Annotated in this window: 14 protein-coding genes and 1 riboswitch; of the genes, 7 read left to right on the top strand and 7 right to left on the bottom strand. The window is 36.1% G+C overall.

The window, feature by feature from the left end; translation table 11 throughout:
* Positions 1-298 precede the first annotated feature (298 nt).
* A complete protein-coding gene (locus ACN0U3_RS07160) occupies positions 299-2,554 on the bottom strand; it encodes a YfbK domain-containing protein (RefSeq protein WP_417265663.1) in 2,256 nt (751 codons plus the stop codon).
* 371 nt (positions 2,555-2,925) lie between these two features.
* Here ACN0U3_RS07160 and mtaB point away from each other — a divergent pair, with 371 nt between their 5' ends.
* Together mtaB and ACN0U3_RS07150 are read left to right on the top strand one after the other, a co-directional pair.
* On the top strand, positions 2,926-4,245 hold the full coding sequence (gene mtaB, locus ACN0U3_RS07155; RefSeq protein ID WP_417265662.1) for a tRNA (N(6)-L-threonylcarbamoyladenosine(37)-C(2))-methylthiotransferase MtaB: 1,320 nt from the start codon (positions 2,926-2,928) through the stop codon (positions 4,243-4,245).
* A gap of 154 nt (positions 4,246-4,399) precedes the next feature.
* Entirely contained in the window at positions 4,400-6,226 is a 1,827-nt protein-coding gene (locus tag ACN0U3_RS07150) for a T9SS type A sorting domain-containing protein (protein ID WP_417265661.1), read from the top strand.
* A 73-nt stretch (positions 6,227-6,299) separates the two neighbouring features.
* On the opposite strand, the gene ACN0U3_RS07145 is transcribed toward ACN0U3_RS07150, so the two are convergent.
* The 6 genes from ACN0U3_RS07145 to ACN0U3_RS07120 form a co-directional block, all read right to left on the bottom strand.
* Positions 6,300-7,067, bottom strand: a complete 768-nt coding sequence (locus ACN0U3_RS07145; RefSeq protein WP_299204068.1) for an outer membrane beta-barrel protein — start codon at positions 7,065-7,067, stop codon at positions 6,300-6,302.
* A 2-nt stretch (positions 7,068-7,069) separates the two neighbouring features.
* Complete coding sequence (locus tag ACN0U3_RS07140) at positions 7,070-7,471, bottom strand: hypothetical protein (protein WP_299204069.1); 402 nt, start codon at positions 7,469-7,471, stop codon at positions 7,070-7,072.
* Complete coding sequence (locus ACN0U3_RS07135) at positions 7,456-8,043, bottom strand: nitroreductase family protein (RefSeq protein WP_299204071.1); 588 nt, start codon at positions 8,041-8,043, stop codon at positions 7,456-7,458. The genes ACN0U3_RS07140 and ACN0U3_RS07135 overlap by 16 nt, the downstream gene beginning before the upstream one ends.
* 136 nt (positions 8,044-8,179) lie before the next feature.
* Positions 8,180-8,905, bottom strand: coding sequence for an ABC transporter ATP-binding protein (locus ACN0U3_RS07130; protein ID WP_417265660.1), 726 nt, complete (start codon positions 8,903-8,905; stop codon positions 8,180-8,182).
* Complete coding sequence (locus ACN0U3_RS07125) at positions 8,905-9,903, bottom strand: FecCD family ABC transporter permease (RefSeq protein ID WP_299204077.1); 999 nt, start codon at positions 9,901-9,903, stop codon at positions 8,905-8,907. The genes ACN0U3_RS07130 and ACN0U3_RS07125 overlap by 1 nt, the downstream gene beginning before the upstream one ends.
* 122 nt (positions 9,904-10,025) lie before the next feature.
* A complete protein-coding gene (locus ACN0U3_RS07120) occupies positions 10,026-11,141 on the bottom strand; it encodes an ABC transporter substrate-binding protein (RefSeq protein ID WP_417265659.1) in 1,116 nt (371 codons plus the stop codon).
* 150 nt (positions 11,142-11,291) lie between these two features.
* Here ACN0U3_RS07120 and ACN0U3_RS07115 point away from each other — a divergent pair, with 150 nt between their 5' ends.
* The 5 genes from ACN0U3_RS07115 to ACN0U3_RS07095 all read left to right on the top strand — a co-directional run bounded on the left by ACN0U3_RS07115 (position 11,292) and on the right by ACN0U3_RS07095 (position 17,431).
* Entirely contained in the window at positions 11,292-12,002 is a 711-nt protein-coding gene (locus ACN0U3_RS07115; protein WP_417265658.1) for a hypothetical protein, read from the top strand.
* Positions 12,003-12,112: 110 nt separating this feature from the next.
* Positions 12,113-12,304: riboswitch (cobalamin riboswitch) on the top strand.
* 137 nt (positions 12,305-12,441) lie between these two features.
* On the top strand, positions 12,442-13,410 hold the full coding sequence (locus ACN0U3_RS07110; RefSeq protein ID WP_417265657.1) for a DUF4465 domain-containing protein: 969 nt from the start codon (positions 12,442-12,444) through the stop codon (positions 13,408-13,410).
* An 11-nt stretch (positions 13,411-13,421) separates the two neighbouring features.
* Positions 13,422-15,404, top strand: a complete 1,983-nt coding sequence (locus tag ACN0U3_RS07105; RefSeq protein ID WP_417265656.1) for a TonB-dependent receptor — start codon at positions 13,422-13,424, stop codon at positions 15,402-15,404.
* Positions 15,391-16,440, top strand: a complete 1,050-nt coding sequence (locus ACN0U3_RS07100) for a YncE family protein (protein WP_417265655.1) — start codon at positions 15,391-15,393, stop codon at positions 16,438-16,440. Before ACN0U3_RS07105 ends, ACN0U3_RS07100 begins: the two co-directional genes overlap by 14 nt.
* Positions 16,433-17,431, top strand: a complete 999-nt coding sequence (locus tag ACN0U3_RS07095) for a T9SS type A sorting domain-containing protein (RefSeq protein WP_417265654.1) — start codon at positions 16,433-16,435, stop codon at positions 17,429-17,431. Before ACN0U3_RS07100 ends, ACN0U3_RS07095 begins: the two co-directional genes overlap by 8 nt.
* The last annotated feature ends 113 nt before the right edge of the window (positions 17,432-17,544 follow it).

The following is a 17,544-nucleotide window of genomic DNA, read 5'->3' as shown; positions in this document are numbered from 1 at the left end:
AAGCCTTTTTCTATTCTTTTTTTTGAAGGGCAAATCTAACTTTGCCTAACGTGCTAAAAACCTATTTGTTACATGATGAAAAAAAATGAAAGTTTTTCAAATAAAAACAAGCTCTGTAAGGTCGATAAAAAAGTCTAGTCTATATATTAAGGTATAAAACTCAAAAAGTCAATTACAGAAAGAAGGTAACTGCCTTCAATGATAAATAACTCAAGTTAATATTAGACATAGTCAAAAAAACCCGTAAACCATTGACTTGCGGAATTAAGAATGAATTATAGTTTATCGCTTAAAAAAATTAATCGTGATCATAGAGTTTAAGTATTAGTTTTTTCAACTCCACCTCTCTTTCCGTTCTTGCCACAAAGTTTTTAGCTTGTAATAGCAATACATCTTTCGTCAAATCACCTTTAAAAGCGGAATCACGCAACTCCAACCCTAAAGCAATAACAAGTTTAAGTAATTCAATGTCCTCCTTGGGTTGATTATTGAAAAGTTGGTAGTCTCTCTGAACACTAATTGAATCTTCGAACGGCTTGTAGCGCAATTTGACATGAGCAAGTTGTGAAGTCCCAAATCTCGGTCTTTGCTTAACAAAATGATTATCAACCGAAGTCGCTTCTCCTTTTTCTATTTCGAAAACAGCAGTTACATAATGTCCATACCCTAACTCGCCACCATCTTTACTATCATCTGTAAAATCTTCGGGTTTTAGGAGCCTATTTTCATAACCTATTAAACGGTAGTTAGAAACGAGTCTTGGATTAAACTCAACATTTAGTTTTACGTCACTTGCTAAGTTAATTAAATTACCTGTATTACTCAAAACATCATCCAAATCTTCTAAGAATTGAATGTAGAAATGATTTCCATCTCCTCTTTTAGCCAAAGTCTCCAATGTACTGCTCTTGTAATTCCCCATACCTACACCCAATGCCGTTAAATAAATTCCTTGACCTCGTTTTTCGGCAATATAGTTCTCTAAATCACCTGGACTATTGATTCCAACGTTAAAATCTCCATCTGTGGCGAGTATTATTCTGTTATTAAAAGCAGGATCAAAATTCAATTCAGCCTGATGGTAAGCTTCTTGTATTCCTCCAATGCCGTTTGTGCTACCTCCGGCCGTTAAACTCGACAGAGCATTTAAAATAACTTTTTTATTCTCACAACTTGTTGACTCAAGAACAACACCGCTTTGTCCCGAATACGTAACGATAGCAACTCGATCATTGGGTTTCAAGTCATCTACAAAATTGTAAAGTCCTTCTACGATTAAAGGAAGACGATTACTAGAATTCATAGAACCAGACACATCCAATAGAAAAACAAAATTGTGCGGCTTTCTAATACTATCAATGGGGAATTCTTTTGCTTTCAAATGAATTGTCACAAGTTCGTTAGTATTATTCCAACTGCATTCGGATCTTGAGAGTTCGACATTAAACAATTCACTTTCTGGAACCACTACATTTTTGTATTGAAATGCATTAATCATCTCTTCCAGTTTTATCGCATCACGCTGAATGGTCTTGCCCGTTTTTACTGAATACTTCAGATATTCCCAAGCTGCCTGATCAACGTCTAAGCCGAATGTAGCGTTTGGATGATTTAAAGTTGACAAGAACTCATTTTCGTAGATAGGTAGGAACTCATCATAATTGAACGTTTCTGTTCCATGTAAATCAAAGTCTAAAAAACTCCCAGAAACAGAAGATAAAGATTGAGTCTTGTAGTCCGAAACGCGTTTCATTTGAATCGACTTGGATTCAATGCTAATTACACCACCTGTCACATCTCCGTAATTCGCAGGAATAGATCCATTAAAAACAGTAATTTCACCGATATATGATTTTGGTAATTGAGAGGATCCAAGTATTTTAACCCCATCTACAAAATAGTGATTTGCATTTTCTCTTGCTCCTCGGAAACTCAATGCCGCTTCGTCTTCGTCAAAATACACTCCTCCAAGAGTTGTTGCCATCTTAGTGCTTGATCTTACAGGTGTTTTCGCAATATCCTCTCTGGTGATTATCTGTGATTGTGCGCCATAGTCTGTGTTTATCAAAGGCATGTTATAAGCAACAATCATCACCTCATCAAATTGTTGCACAGATGAATTAGTTGCACCTATAACATTATGAACTGGCTGAATTTTAGTTTGGTTTATCAAATTCATTCCTGACTTACCGTCAATTGAATTCTGAAAATGACTTGCGCTTAGTTGTTGAAGTTTCAAGTTTGAAGAATCTAACAACACGGTGTATTGGAACAACTGATTCACTTGGATAAAAACCTCTTGCTCTTCAACATGATTTTCAAACAAGAATATAATTTTTGCCAAGCCTGATTTCAAATCTTTGAAAAGCACTTTTCCATCCGTTTGCGTGATACCTTCCCTACACAAAGTGTCTTGAAAAACCTCTACTTTCAATCCTTCTATGGGTTGAAAGCTTTGTTTTACTTTGCACTTCAATAATAGGCTCCCTGTTTCTTGGGCATTAATTGTTATTGAACAGAGAAGGATTGCGAATAAAAGAATAAATTTCCCCATAATATTTGTTTTAATGAAGATGTTGCATACGATGAAATTCCATAAATTGTGTTAAACAATATTAAGAAATATGCGCTTAGACTAAAATGTATTTTTTGAAGTTTAGCCAACCAAATGAAGGGATTTAAGGACATGAATAACGAAGGTTCAATTGAATTTAACGGTTATTGTTGTAAGAATTGAAGGGCTTAGCTTGCTAAGTTTATTCTGTTTTGAATTCTTTTGATTAATTTTGTGGATTTACCGATAATAAGTTAATTGACGTCATCATAAAATCAGACTTCTTTTTAAACTTCCTAAAAGGTTTAGGGTCGGAAATATTCTTTATGCTAAGACGTCATTGGCATTAAAACATTTAAGTTGGTATTATTATGATACAATATAAAAAGGTAGCGTTTTATACATTAGGGTGCAAACTAAACTTTTCGGAGACCAGCACTATTGCGCGAAGCTTTGAAGATGCGGGGTATGCAAAAGTAGATTTTGATGATACGCCAGACATTTTTGTAATCAACACATGTTCTGTCACTGAAAATGCAGATAAAAAATGTGTTCAATTAGTAAAAAAAGCAAAAAAAGTCAATCCAGATAGCTACATCGTTATTATCGGTTGTTATGCTCAATTAAAACCTGAAGAGATTGCCAACATCTATGGCGTGAACATGGTTTTGGGTGCCAACGAAAAATTTGACATTGTCAATCATATCGAAAACAGTTTGGACACAGAAGGTGTTACTGTTGAATATGGTAAAATCAAAGAAGTACAAGATTTTAAACCTTCATTTTCTTATGGAGATCGAACAAGGTCATTCTTAAAAATACAAGATGGATGCGATTACTTTTGTACTTTCTGTACAATCCCATTGGCTCGTGGAAAAAGTAGAAACGCAACAATTGCTGAAACGGTTATAGAAGCAAATAAAGTAGCAGCAACAGAAATAAAAGAAATTGTTCTAACTGGAGTTAACATTGGTGACTTTGGTCAAGGTGGAGACGAGAACTTTTTTGAACTTATTAAAGAATTAGATAAGGTTGAGGGAATTGAACGTTTTAGAATTTCTTCCATTGAACCCAACTTGCTCAGCAATGAAATCATCGATTTTTGCTTAAAAGATTCAGCGCACTTTGTTCCTCATTTCCACATTCCTTTACAATCTGGATCTGATGAACTTTTAAAGAAAATGCGTCGTAAATATTTAAGCGCTACTTATACCAATCGTGTTGAGCAAATTAAAAGTATAGCTCCAGACGCTTGTATTGGCGTTGACGTTATTGTTGGTTTCCCTGGAGAAACAGAAGAGGCTTTTATGGAAACATACAACTACTTAAATGAATTGAATATTTCTTATTTGCATGTTTTCACCTATTCTGAAAGAGCAAATACAACTGCCAACAAAATGGGAGATGTGGTTCCAATGCATGTCAGAAAAGAAAGAAGTAAAATGCTGCGTATTTTATCAGAGAAAAAGAAACGCGCTTTTTATGAGTCTCAGGTGGGTAAAACTGGAACTGTGCTTTGGGAAAGTCAGAACGATAATGGATACATCAATGGTTTTACTGAAAACTACATAAAAGTTAAACATCCATACGATGAAAGTCTGGAGAACAAACTTCAAACAGTGAAGTATTTATCTATTGACAAAGATGGGTTGATGTTTGCTGAATTGGTTGAGGAGCAAGTGGTGGTATAAGTTATATTTAAACGCCACCCTTCTTTTAACTGCAATCTTTCGCTTGCTCGAGTGTGTTCAGAAAAGTGTGTAATTTGAAGGTTTAATAAACGTTAAGGCAACTCATAAAGCTTGCTCTGCGTTGTCTTTTTAAACAACTAAATAAATACTACTCATGAAACGTTTACTCATTTTATTATCAATTGCTTTTATTACCTCCCTAGCTTGGAGCCAATCAAATCCCAATCGGTGGATTCACAGTTATATTAAATTAAAAACCCATTGGGATCCTGCGCAGACATCAATTGAGGTCAGAACATGTATCAGGCAAGAAACAGTTCCTACAATGACTGCTCCAGGAGAGGGCTATTATCAAACTTTTGTAGACCCTGCGAATGTAACTTATTCCTTATCAATCAATGGTAGTTCTGTACCTTTTAGCGGAGCGGCTATTGAAACCAACTTTAATTTGGGGTCAACTGTTGCTGTGACATTGTTGGCTCAGGTGGCTGGTTTTCCAGACTATCAATTTGACGCAGACATTTTTATTGATCCAATAAATCCAACTATTACTTACACTACGATTCCTGACGCCTCAGTGTTCAATCTACCTGCTTCACTACTAAGAACAACTAAAGGAGATACTGGAGGGTGCGATGGAAAACTAAATTTGAATATCTCGGGAGGCTATCCTTTTTCAGGATCAAATCCTTATACTATTCATTATGAAGATGTGCCAAACTACCACTTAGATTCTCTCGATAATTTGTGTGCCGATAGTACAGTCGCATACAAGTGGGGCGACGATTTCTGGGGATGCAAAGGCAACTTCTGCGACTCTAATATATCAACAAACTGTACATCTGGAACCGCCTTCTGTAACAATGATGGATTTTTTTGTGACGAAATCACAATAGAAAGTAGAAGCTGCAATCTCAATGATTTTTCAGGAGGAATAATCTGTGAAGGAATGATCGTCGACTTTGAATTGGTCGCGGTACCAGGATCAAACACTTATTCATACTCTTATGCAGGATCTGGAAACTTTTCAGATGTAATGAATCCGTCTCATATTTCGACAACAGTCGCTTCCGTTCCTCCTTATTATTCTGCAACAGTAACCCACCTAGACGGGAGTGTTTTTGAATGCAACAGCCCTACAATGGTTGAGTCTGGTAGTCCTTACTTGTTTTTAAACAGCGATTCATTAACAGTATGTCTTGGTGACACTATAATATTTGAAGCAGGAGCTAATTGGTTTGTTGGTCCAACTGATAATTACACCTACTCACTTTATGGCAATCAATATAATAATAATGGTTTTGAAAGTATAATCATTGCAACAGACTCTATAGGTATTTTTAACCTAGAATTAACCGAAGTAACTTCAAGTAATGGATGTATCATTAATGGCGGCATATCTATTCCTTTCGAAGTTATAAATTGTGATACTTTAGAAAACCCAGTAGCTGAAATTAACTGTCTCAGCTCTAATGTTATTTGCATGGACAGTTGTATAACTTTCGAAAGCAATAGTGTATATGGTTCAGACCCTACTTTTAACTGGGATTTCGGAAATGGACAATTCAGTACAGCTGAGAACCCAAGTGAATCAATCTGTTATGCCGAAAGCGGTTATTACACTGTAGAATTAACCGTAACAGACAATAATGGAGAAGACACTCATTCTTATGCTTTACAAGTTCTAGATTGTAGCACATCTAGTCTTGCAGACAATAAGAAAAGCGTGATAGATTTCAATATTTATCCGAATCCAACAAATTCTGAGTTCACCATTTCAGTTGAAAGTGGTTTGCAGAACGAAACTTATGATGTATTTATTTATGACATTTTAGGCAATAGAATTAAATATAGAATTTACTCTCCATTCGATCAAAAGAAAGTATCCTTCAATTTAAGCAATTACTCCAATGGAATTTATTACGTAGAAGTTCAAAACAAAGAAAATAGCACCATTAAGAAAGTTGTACTAAACAAATAGACTCAACTTCTTTTGAATAAAGTTTATGAAATAGGCCGTTTTAATTAGCGGTCTATTTTTTTTTACTATATTCTTACTGCTCTATCGGCCCACCTTGAAACTGTGGTCCTTTCTTTACTTTATTATTAAAGAAGAAGTACTTAAGGTTTAAAGAGAATGTTGCTCCATCGATTAATCCATAAGCGACTAGACTATGGGTACCATAACGGTATTCTGAGGCAACAGCTAAAGTTGGTTTAAAAGGGATTCGAGCGGACATTCCTAGATAAAACGTCCCGCTTTTTTCTGTTCTGTACTCAAATCCTACATCTGCATTCGCATTAAAGTCAAAAAAAGATAACCGTCTACCTTCAAAGATAAACAAGTCCTTCCCGCCTCCGGGATTAATATGAGAACGAATATTCGAAGGATTATAATTAACCGATGCCCCACCACTTACATTCATGTACATTTGTTGTCCTAGTTTAACATAAACGAGAAAATTTAAAGGGATTTCAAAGCTCACATAACCTAAGTTATCGCTCCCAACAAGGTTTGAATCTGGGACTTCGTGATCAGCTCTATAATTTCTACGGTTGTAATTCAATCCTGTTTCTAAGGCCAATAATTCTGTTAACCCAATTCGAACAACACCACCATAAGAATAACCAAACGTTGGTGAAATAGTAGATTCGAAGTTCCCTTCCTTTATGGTAAAAGGTTTATCCCCTACCAGTCCAAATGGGATCAATGGTTTAAACTGTAAACCGAAAAAGTTTTCCGGTTTGGACCTATAGGATTGAGCGTTGGTAAATGTAAGCCCAACCAAAAAAAGGATGAATAAAAGGATATATTTTCTCAAGATTATTCTTGTATTTGCTGCATTTCATTTAGTTTTTCCTCTAAAGTAGGACTTGAACAATAACCCACGACTGCCAGAACCATAACTCCTAAGGAGAAAACTACTAACGACCACCTTAAAATTTTATTGCCAATAATAAAGTTTCTATTTCTTCCTTCTACGGCATAATTGATTTTTTCAACCTTAGAAAAATCCCTGTTGTGTATTCCAAAAAGCGTATAGTTTTTTCCACGTGTTTCCTCAACTGCTCGTTCAAACCAAATCTTTTGCTCTTTGAGGGATTCTTCAAAATCATCCGCTCGATTCTTATCGGCAAATCTAAACACAATGTAGTTTGGATCTGAAGGGTGGCGAACGTAATTCACCAATCCTAAATCGACAATATTCTCTACTTTTGTATCCATTCTGTTACATATTCAATGGGTTTACGCTGACCTTTTGGCCAATCTTCTCCTGGATAACCGATATAAAACAATCCTAGACAACGGTCTTTCTCGCCAATATCTAAAAAATCCTTCATATCGTCGGTATACACTAATTTTGGAGTCGACCAAAAACCTCCCAAGCCATACGCTGTTGCTGTTAAATGCATATTTTGAACCGCACAAGCCACTGCTGCAATCTCTTCGATTTCTGGAATTTTTTCAGAAGCTTGTCTTTCCATGCAAATAGCGATTACCGCTGATGCTTTAGCAGGACGAGTCGTGTTTCTTGCCAATTTGATTTCATGCACCTCTTCTGCTGGTGTATATTTGATATACAAATCTCGCATGAATTCACCTAAGCGGGTTTTCCCTTCATCCATAAAAACTTTAAATCTCCATGGCTGAGTCATTCCGTGCGTAGGGGCCCAAATTGCATTGTTTAACAACAACTCTATTTGCTCTTTGTGCACTTTACGATCACTAAAAAACTCAGGATAAATTGTTCTTCGGTCTCTGATGAGCTCGTTCACCTCGCTTAAATTGTATTTCATTTCCTTCTCTTTTTAACTGGTACAAAGATATTAGGAATATTGTGAGTATAAAACAAAAGGTGAATTCTATTTTATCCAACAATCTGAAAAAAAAAACAACTCGGTTGAAAAAGCGGTAAATCCATCCTCTAAACACTTAAAACACTTTCTTGATCACCTCATCCTTATCAAAAGGAGCGGTAAAATCTAACAGTATTTTATTTTTAGAATCAATTGCTACTACTCTATTGCAATATTCGAAACACAATTCTAAATCATGGGAGGAAATAAAAACGAGCTGTTCATTTTTAGTAGCGATTTCCTTTAGCAATTGAAGTACTTTTCTGCGGTTGTTGTAATCAAGAAAGGCAGTAGGTTCATCCAAAATCATGATGTCAGTCTCTTGGGCAAGCGCTTTACCAATCATGGCAACTTGACGTTCTCCATCACTTAAAAGCAAAGTATTTTTACTTACAAAAGAATCTAGACCTAATTGTGATATCACCCTTTTTACGACAGCATGATCTTTCTCCGTTAACTGATTCAACATATTGGTATAAGGAGCTCTTCCCATAGCGATCAAATCATAAACATTAAGGTGGTCTACCCCATTAAATTTTGAAGGAACAAAGCTCATTACTTTCACTTTATCTTCGCGGGTGATGCTGTTCCAATTAACGTTCTTATGATAAATTTCACCGCTTATAATTTTCTGTTCAGATAAAATGGAATTGAATAATGTTGTTTTTCCTGAACCGTTTGGTCCAATTACAGCAACAAAATCTCCCGGTTGAAAACTTAAATCTTCAGTAGTAAAAAGAACTCTTGAAGGCTTCCGCTTTCCACCTTTAAATCCGATATGTAAACCTTCAAACTTCAGCATTAGAATTTTCGCATTATTATCCACATGACTACTGGTGCACCGATTAAAGCGGTAAGTGCGTTCAAAGGCAAATTAAGGTAAGGCATCAACAATTGCATTGCGATGTCACAAATAACAATAAGTAAAGCCCCACCCAGAACACTTCCAATCATCAAATGATAATGGTTGGTCGTTTTATAAATCAGCTTCACCATATTTGGAACCACTAAACCAACAAAAGCTATAGGCCCACAAAACGCTGTAATTACTCCAGTGAGAATTGCTGTTGCAAGTACAATTAGAACCCTAACTTTCTTCACATTGATTCCCAGTAGAGAAGCGCTTTTATCTCCAAGCAATAATAAATTAAGGGGTTTAACCAATAACATGGAGAGCGCAATTCCCAAGAGTACAACAAAACTCAAAGTACTCAATTGATTATATTCAACACCTTGCAAAGACCCAAAACTCCAAAGCATAAAAGCTTTTAGGTTGTTGGGATCAGCATAAGCCTGAACGACATTCACCAATGCCCCTGTAAAACTTCCAAACATTATTCCTATGAGCAATAAAGAGACTTTATTTTTAACGTACAAAGAACTGAACAAGATAAATACCCCAGCACCAAACGCTCCAACCATTGCTGAAGTCACCAAGCCGACGTCGCTTCCAACAATATGGAAAGATGACATTGTACTCAAAGCGACCAGTAAAGAGGCACCTGAATTGATTCCTAACACGTATGGCCCAGCCAGCGGATTTTGGAATAAGGTCTGCATTAAAAGTCCTGATATCGACAAGGCTGCTCCCGCCAGCACTGCTGTAATCACACGTGGAAATCGAAATATACGTACCGTAACTTCATGGGTAGATGTTGCATCATAATTAAACAAACCGTTAAACAAGTCTTTTAAAGACACTGTATAACTTCCCAAGGTTAAATCATACAAAACCAACAGTAGAAGCGCTAAAAATAATAAGCTACTTGTTTTCCAATATGTTTTATTGACTGTCTGCATCGCAGGGCAAAGTTATCAAGCCCAAGCAAAAAAACCTTAGTTTGATAAATTATATTTTAAAATGACGAAAGCTTGTGAGTCAATAGCGGTTTAAAAACACCTTAAACGATCTGTTTCTTCAACTACTCGTCAGTCACAAGAGAATAGTAATTTAAGGTTCTATTCTCAAACAATAAAGGGTGAAATATCTTCCCTAGATCTTCCAACACCTTGTGCGGTTCTATTGGTGAGTTTTCCCAAAAGCAATTGGTTTTTTGGGTATAAGAATAAATTTTACCCGTTTTAACGGCCTTCATCAATTCAAACTTTTCACTTTGATTGAGCAGTTCAGTTTTTGTTGAAGCACTCGGATTCAACCACACTTCAGTGTCTTTATTGTCGGTGATCAATCTTTCAAGCGACAACATTAAACTCCCTGTACCACTAGTTTCAGAATAAATATAATTGATGTTGGCATCTTTAAACAGTTGAGCCATATAACTATCACCAGCGGGTACATTAAAAACATCTCCATAATAAGTTCCAGAAAAAGCACTAGCCCCTTTTTCTTCTTGACTTAACTTTTCCTGAATATCAAAATACTGTTTTTTGATTTCATCATAAATTGAATTGGCCTCCTGTTCTTTCTGAAACAAAACTCCAAACACCTTAATCCATTCTGCCCTTCCTAAAGGATGAGTTTCTTTCCATTCGTAGATAAGAAAAGTCTTTAAGTTCGCTTGCTCTAACTTACTTAGAATTGGAGCATGTAAGTTGAATCCAGAGTAAAGAACCACATCTGGGTTTGCCGACATAAAAGACTCGGCATCTGCAGATCCCATATCACCAACCTCAACAACATTAGCTTGACTCATCGGATGACAGAGGTATTTAAACCCAGACACCCCGCATACTTTATCGTCTACTGCTAATTTTCTCATCATTCCAATTTGAGTTGTCGACATAGCAACTACACGTTCAATATTGTGGGTGAATGAATTATACAAACCCTGCTCTTCTTTACCGATTTTATAATTTTGAATGACCTCCTTTGTTGTAGGATCCAGAATTAGTATTTCAGTAAAATTATTGTGATAAACAATTTGAAACGCTTCAGCAAATTCAATTTCCACGGTGTCTTTACTGATGAGACTTCCCACTTCTGCGAACTCTTTTTTGGTTTCTGCCTTACATGAAGATAGTCCGACAAACAATAACACCCCATAAAACAAGGTGAATAGAGAAGATTTTTTATTCATATTTATAACAATTAGTGAGCGTTGTTTCTCCTTAGAGGAATGCAACAAATTTAAAAAGGTTTAGATGTGCTTGGGCAATAAAAAATGTAAAAAGTCATAAAATAACTGAAAAAGAACTATTTTAGTACCGAACTTTTAACATTAAAATTTATGAAACACAATCTACTTAACATTACGGTAGCAGCACTATCAACACTATTTTCACTTGGTGCAGTAACAGGACAAACAACAATACTGGAACAAGACGGAGCCAATAATGAATTTGTCGTTGAGGACTGGACAACTAACGATCCGTTCTCGATAGTTGGTACAGACAAAGTAAATATCCAGACCAATGACGAAGGGATTCTTAGTATTTCGAACACATCAGCTTATACAAACATAAAAGTAGAGCTTCATTTTTCTCAGCCCAATTCTATTTCATTCAATATGGACATTAGCGGACCAAACGGTAATGAAGCAATGAATAGTATTATTTCAGATGCAACAGGAACACCTAACAAGGCGGTGGTTTCGTTTAATAATGAAACAGGTTTGGTTTTAGACGAAATGAAAATCAGTAATCCGTCAATGACAATGGGGATTATTTATTTGAAGATCACCGGTGAATTAGATGGAACAAATGCTATTGCAACAGAAGATTTTGATCTCTTCATGGTAAAAGTAAACCCTGAAAGCTTATTGATCCATACAGAGACAGAAGGGCAATTGAGCATCTACAACGATGCTGGGCAATTGACTTCCTCTCATCAAATATCCAAGGGTGAAAATACAATTGCGAATGCAAGTAAAGGGATTTCTTTCTTGGTATTTACCAACGCTAACAAAGAAGTACTGAGCAGAAAGAAAATCATGAGATAAGTAATTATTGTACTCATATATCATTAAAAAAAAGGATGTCTCTTAAAATCAAGGGCGTCCTTTTTTTTTTAGTTTTAATGATTTGTTTGTAATATCCAAAAATCCCCCTAATTTTGTACTACGTTTTAGAAGGTATGTGAAAATCATACGAAAGGAATCTTGTGAGAATCAAGAACTGTATCTGCAGCTGTATGCTTTATAAGTTCTTTTCTATAAGCCACTGACCCGTCACCTGATGGTTGGGAAGGCAGAAAAGAATAAAAAAGTAAGTCAGAAGACTTGTCTAAAACATGTTTAAGGAGACTTCAGAATAAAGTCGGACTTATCACCATACGGCATAAAAAAAATGCAGTATCGATATTTCTAATCTTTAAGGCTTTTTCAGCCTATTTGATGTCTTCATTTTATTAATTGTTTAATTCATTTAAAACCTTTAAAAATGAAGAAATTTTACTTTTTAGCAAGTGCGCTACTTGCTGTTACAACTCTAAAAGCGCAAACAACTGTTGATTTTGAAGATTTAACCCTCCCTTCTGCAGAGTCTTACTACAATGGTAGTGATGAAGCAGGTGAATTTACATCAGGTGGTGTTACCTTCGGTAATGCATACAATACCGAATGGAGTTCTTGGAGCGGATTTTCATATTCTAACATTACAGACAATACAACTGCTGGTTTTGCTAACCAGTACAGCGCTATTCCTGGAGTTGGTGTAAATAGTTCTGAGAATTATGCTGTTTATACAAATGGTGACACCCTTTATTTACCGGGTACACACGCCGACCTAATCAGTGTACAGTTGTCAAATACTACTTACGTCTATTTCTCAATGAAAGATGGTGATCAATTTGCAAAACAATTCGGAAGCCCAAATGGAGCTGACGGATCTCCTGACGGAACTGAAGGAGAAGACTTTTTCTTCGTTCGTATTTATGGACATGATGGTAGCGATGCACTAGTAGACTCTGTAGACTTTTATCTAGCTGATTATAGATTTGCAGATAATACAGAAGATTATATTGTTGATGCTTGGACAAATGTAGATCTTTCAACTTTAACAGGTGTAAGCTACTTAACATTTGATTTTCATTCTTCAGATGTTGGAGATTGGGGGATCAACACTCCACTATATTTTGCAATGGATGATTTCATTTACAAAAACACAACAGGTGTAGCACAAGAAGAAATAACGACTTTTGCAATGTATCCAAATCCAACGCAACAAACATTGAACATCAAAGGAGACACTGGTTCTTATGCCATCTACAATGTGAATGGTGAAATCGTAATGGATTTTGAGGTAAATGAATTGACTTCAATAGATGTATCTGGGTTAGGAATAGGTATTTACTTTGTAAAGAATATTTCAGAACCAACAAGCGCACCTAAAAAACTAATCATTCAATAAGAACTGTTTTGTTGAATAAAGGAACAAATAGCAGTTTTAAACATGTCGGTCTATCCTTCATGCTGCTTTTTGTTCCTTTATTTATTTGGAGTCAGCAAGACACAACATTATTTGAAGAAGTTACCATCAAAGGAAATCACCTAAAGGTAGACCAACACACAACATTGTCTAAAAAAGACATTCAACAACTGGCACCACATGATTTAGGCACTTTGTTACAATATGTAAACGGAGTAACCATTAAAAACTATGGTGGAATCGGTGGAATGAAAACGCTTTCTCATCGTGGATTAGGAGGTGAACACACCCAGCTTGTGATCGACGGAGTTCCTATCAATGACCCTCAAAATGGTCAAAGTAACCTTGGGAATATTCAACCCAACAATCTCCAAGAAGTTAAAGTCAGCCATCAAAATGCAAATGCGCTGGTTCCAGTTTCTAGTTTAATTAAAGGCAGCGCAATTCACTTAAAGACTTTCGACCAAAAGTTCTCTCCACATTTACTTTCTATACGCAGTAGTGTAATCATAGGTAGTTTTGGTCAAAAAGAAGCTTTTATTGCACTCAAAAATGGAGGTCAAAAATCTTTTTTAAGTTTAACTGGAAGTTTACGGACCTACGAAGGGAATTACCCTTATCAACTCCATTACGGGAATGAAGTAAAAACGACTTATAGAAGAAATAACAGTTTAAATGATTATCACTTCTCCCTTGGAGGAGGTTATAAATGGCGCCATAACTCAACTCACCATGTTCTAAAATTATCAGCCAAAACCAGTGGAATAGATCAAGAACTACCAGGTGCTGTTATTTATTATAACGACATGGCACAGGAAAGCCTTAAAACCAACAATTCAAGCGCAGGAATAAATTACAGTTTGCTTTCAAAAAAATTCAGTTTAAAAGCATTTGGACAATACGCCCATCGTTTTTTACACTATCATGACCCTACCTTTTTAAATAAGGAAGGATTTATTGACAACCAATACACTACCCACTCCACTATTGGAGGAATACATCTTCGTTATCAGTTCAAAGACTTCATTTTTCATGCAGGAAATGATATGGCTTACGATGTTCTCATGAGTTCACGCGACTTAGGGAATCCGACACGTCTCACTAATACAGCCATGTTAAAAGTGAAGTATCAAATGAAATACCTATCTGCAGAAGTGAGTGTTTTCAACCAATCTTTCCTCGACAAAAACAGTATTCAAGACCACCGCAATGATTACCATAAGTTCCATCCGCAACTGGCGCTTTTTACATCTGACAAACTTTTTTCAAACTTACAGTTGTTTGCCTGGTTTAAACCTTCTTCTCGTGCCCCTTCTTTTAATGAATTGTATTATTCACAAGTAGGCAACAAGGCGCTTTCTCCTGAAGAGTCTTCTCAAATAGACCTCGGATTCAAATACTATAAAACCATCAAAAGATTTGATTTTCAAGTGAACGGAAATTTATTCAAAAATGAAGTAAAGAATAAGATATTGGCGCTTCCAACTCAAAACCTCTTTGTTTGGTCAATTCAAAACATTGGTAAGGTCGATATTCTTGGTGGAGATCTTCATTTAGCAACACAGTTCAACATCAATAAAGATTGGAAAATCAATCTTCAAGTTGGAGCAAGTTATCAAAAAGCAATTGATATAAGTGATGAGAACGCCCCCACTTACAAACATCAAATTGCTTATACTCCATCACTAACGGGTAATGCAACTTTCAGCGCTACTTACAAAAAAATAGGATTACATCTTGCTGGATTATTCATTGGCGAAAGGTACAGTTTGAATGAAAACATTCAGAGTAACCGATTAGATCCTTACATCACTTTTGATGTTTCTGCCAACTATTCATTTAACATTCAACAGAAACACAGTTTAAAACTGCATGCAGGAATTAAAAATGTTGGAAATTCAGCATATAGCTTTATCCGTTACTATGTAATGCCGGGTAGAAATTACTTTATAAAATTAAGTTATGAATTCAATTAAATACATCCTTGTCGCTTTGGTATTCCTTACTGCTTGTAAAAAAGAAGAAGCAGAACCTCTTCCAGAAGGCGGATATTCGAATGGAATACTGGTTCTGAATGAAGGACTATTTCAACTCAACAACAGTTCGCTTTCTTGGATTGATTTAGAAACTGAAGATGTTAGACAAAATTTATTTCTCAACACCAACAATCGTCCTTTAGGGGACACTGGAAATGACATGATCCTCTACGGAAATAAGATCTACATCACTGTTACCGGTTCAAGCACTGTTGAAATCCTTGATAAAAGTTCTTTAAAAAGCATTAAGCAAATCCCCTTCAACTACAATGGCCAAGCACAAGAACCCAGAAACATTACAACACATCAGGGAAAGGTTTTTGTTTCAAGTTTTGATGGTTATGTAAGTGCGATTGATACCTCATCATTACAAATTACCAAGCGCATAAAAGTAGGAAGGAATCCAGAAGGGGTTTGTATTTCTAACAATTCACTTTTTGTGGCCAACTCTGGTGGTTTAGACAATGGAAATCCTGACACAACGGTATTTGAAATTGACTTAAGTAGCTTAGTAGTCGTGGATACCTTTGTTGTTGGAGCTAATCCAGGTTCAATTTGTGCTGATGATTACAACAATGTTTACGTTGTTAAACGTGGAGATTACGGAGCTAATCCTTCAGAAGTGGTAAGGATAAACACAGTAGATAAGTCGGTAGTCAACCTAGGTATTCCTGGAACGAGTTTAACGATGATTGACAATCAATTGTACATCAGTCACTACGATTATAACACAAGTTCTTCAGCAGTGGCGATTTACAATTGCTCAGATCAAACTATGCAGAATCCGAGCTTTATCAACAACCAAGACATTAGCACACTGTATGGTGTAAGCCCATATCAATCAAACCAACTTATTTGCTTTGATGCAATGAACTTTACCAACAGTGGTTATTTAAGGTTTTTTAATTCATCAGGACAATTAACGAATAGTATCAATGTGGGCTTAAACCCAAATTCAATCATACATTATGAATAAAATATTTACATTTCTTTTAGTAGGAACGAGTTCTCTGACTATGGCGCAATCATACGCCCCTTCGGCAGACCAAGCAGGGACAACAGCGATCAAGGCAGACAGTTCTATTTTTGTATCGTGGGCAACAGGCGTTGAAGTAAACAGAGGTTATATTAACATCAGTGACACCAATGCCGTAGCAGGAGGATCCAATAGAGCCAGTGCTGGAGAACCCCAAAACGCCATTGGACCATCCAATAATGCGATTGTTTCTTTAGGTGATTTAGGAGAGGCTATTTTAACATTTGACACTCCGATTACCAATGGAGATGGGCCTGATTTTGCGGTATTCGAAAATGGTTTCTCCCACACTTTCTTAGAGTTGGCACATGTTGAAGTTAGTTCTGACGGAATCCATTTCGTGCGTTTCCCTTCGCATTCAGAAACACAAACCGACACACAAATTGGTGGATTTGGAGCTGTTGACGCAAGTTATTTATATAATTTGGCGGGGAAATACAAAAGTGGTTTTGGAACTCCATTTGACTTAGAAGAATTGAAAAACGAGCAAGGACTTAATGTTAATCAAATCACTCATGTGAAAATCATTGATGTAGTTGGTTCACTTGGGAGCGAAGGCACAAAAGATGCTCAAAACAACATGATTAATGACCCTTTCCCTACTCCTTTTGCTTCAGGGGGATTCGATTTAGACGCCGTAGGTGTTATTCATGAATACGAAGATAGTGGTGAAACTACAGGCCTGAGCACTAATCAACATGAATTGTCTCTTCATATTTTCCCAAACCCAAGTACAGGAATCGTTAATATAAGAACAAATGGGGTTGGTGAGAAAAACATTCTTATCAGTAATAGTTTAGGTCAGAAAGTAAAGACAATTTCAGACGTTCAACCAAATGAAGTCATTCAAGTAGAATTACCAAAAGGAATTTACTTTATCCACATTGAAACACAATCAAAATTAGAGAGTCGAAAAGTGGTTGTTCGATAATTAACACAGTTAATTAAATTATACTACAAAAAAGCGTCATTCTTTAATGGCGCTTTTTTTGTCTTTAAGTGTAACTTTTACGAATAAATACCGTTATTTTATACTGTAATCCG

The organism is Brumimicrobium sp. (genome assembly GCF_048268645.1).
Lineage (GTDB): Bacteria > Bacteroidota > Bacteroidia > Flavobacteriales_D > Crocinitomicaceae > Brumimicrobium > Brumimicrobium ulvae.
Note: the sequence above shows the minus strand (reverse complement) of the source record. Positions and strands in the feature narration are given on the sequence as shown.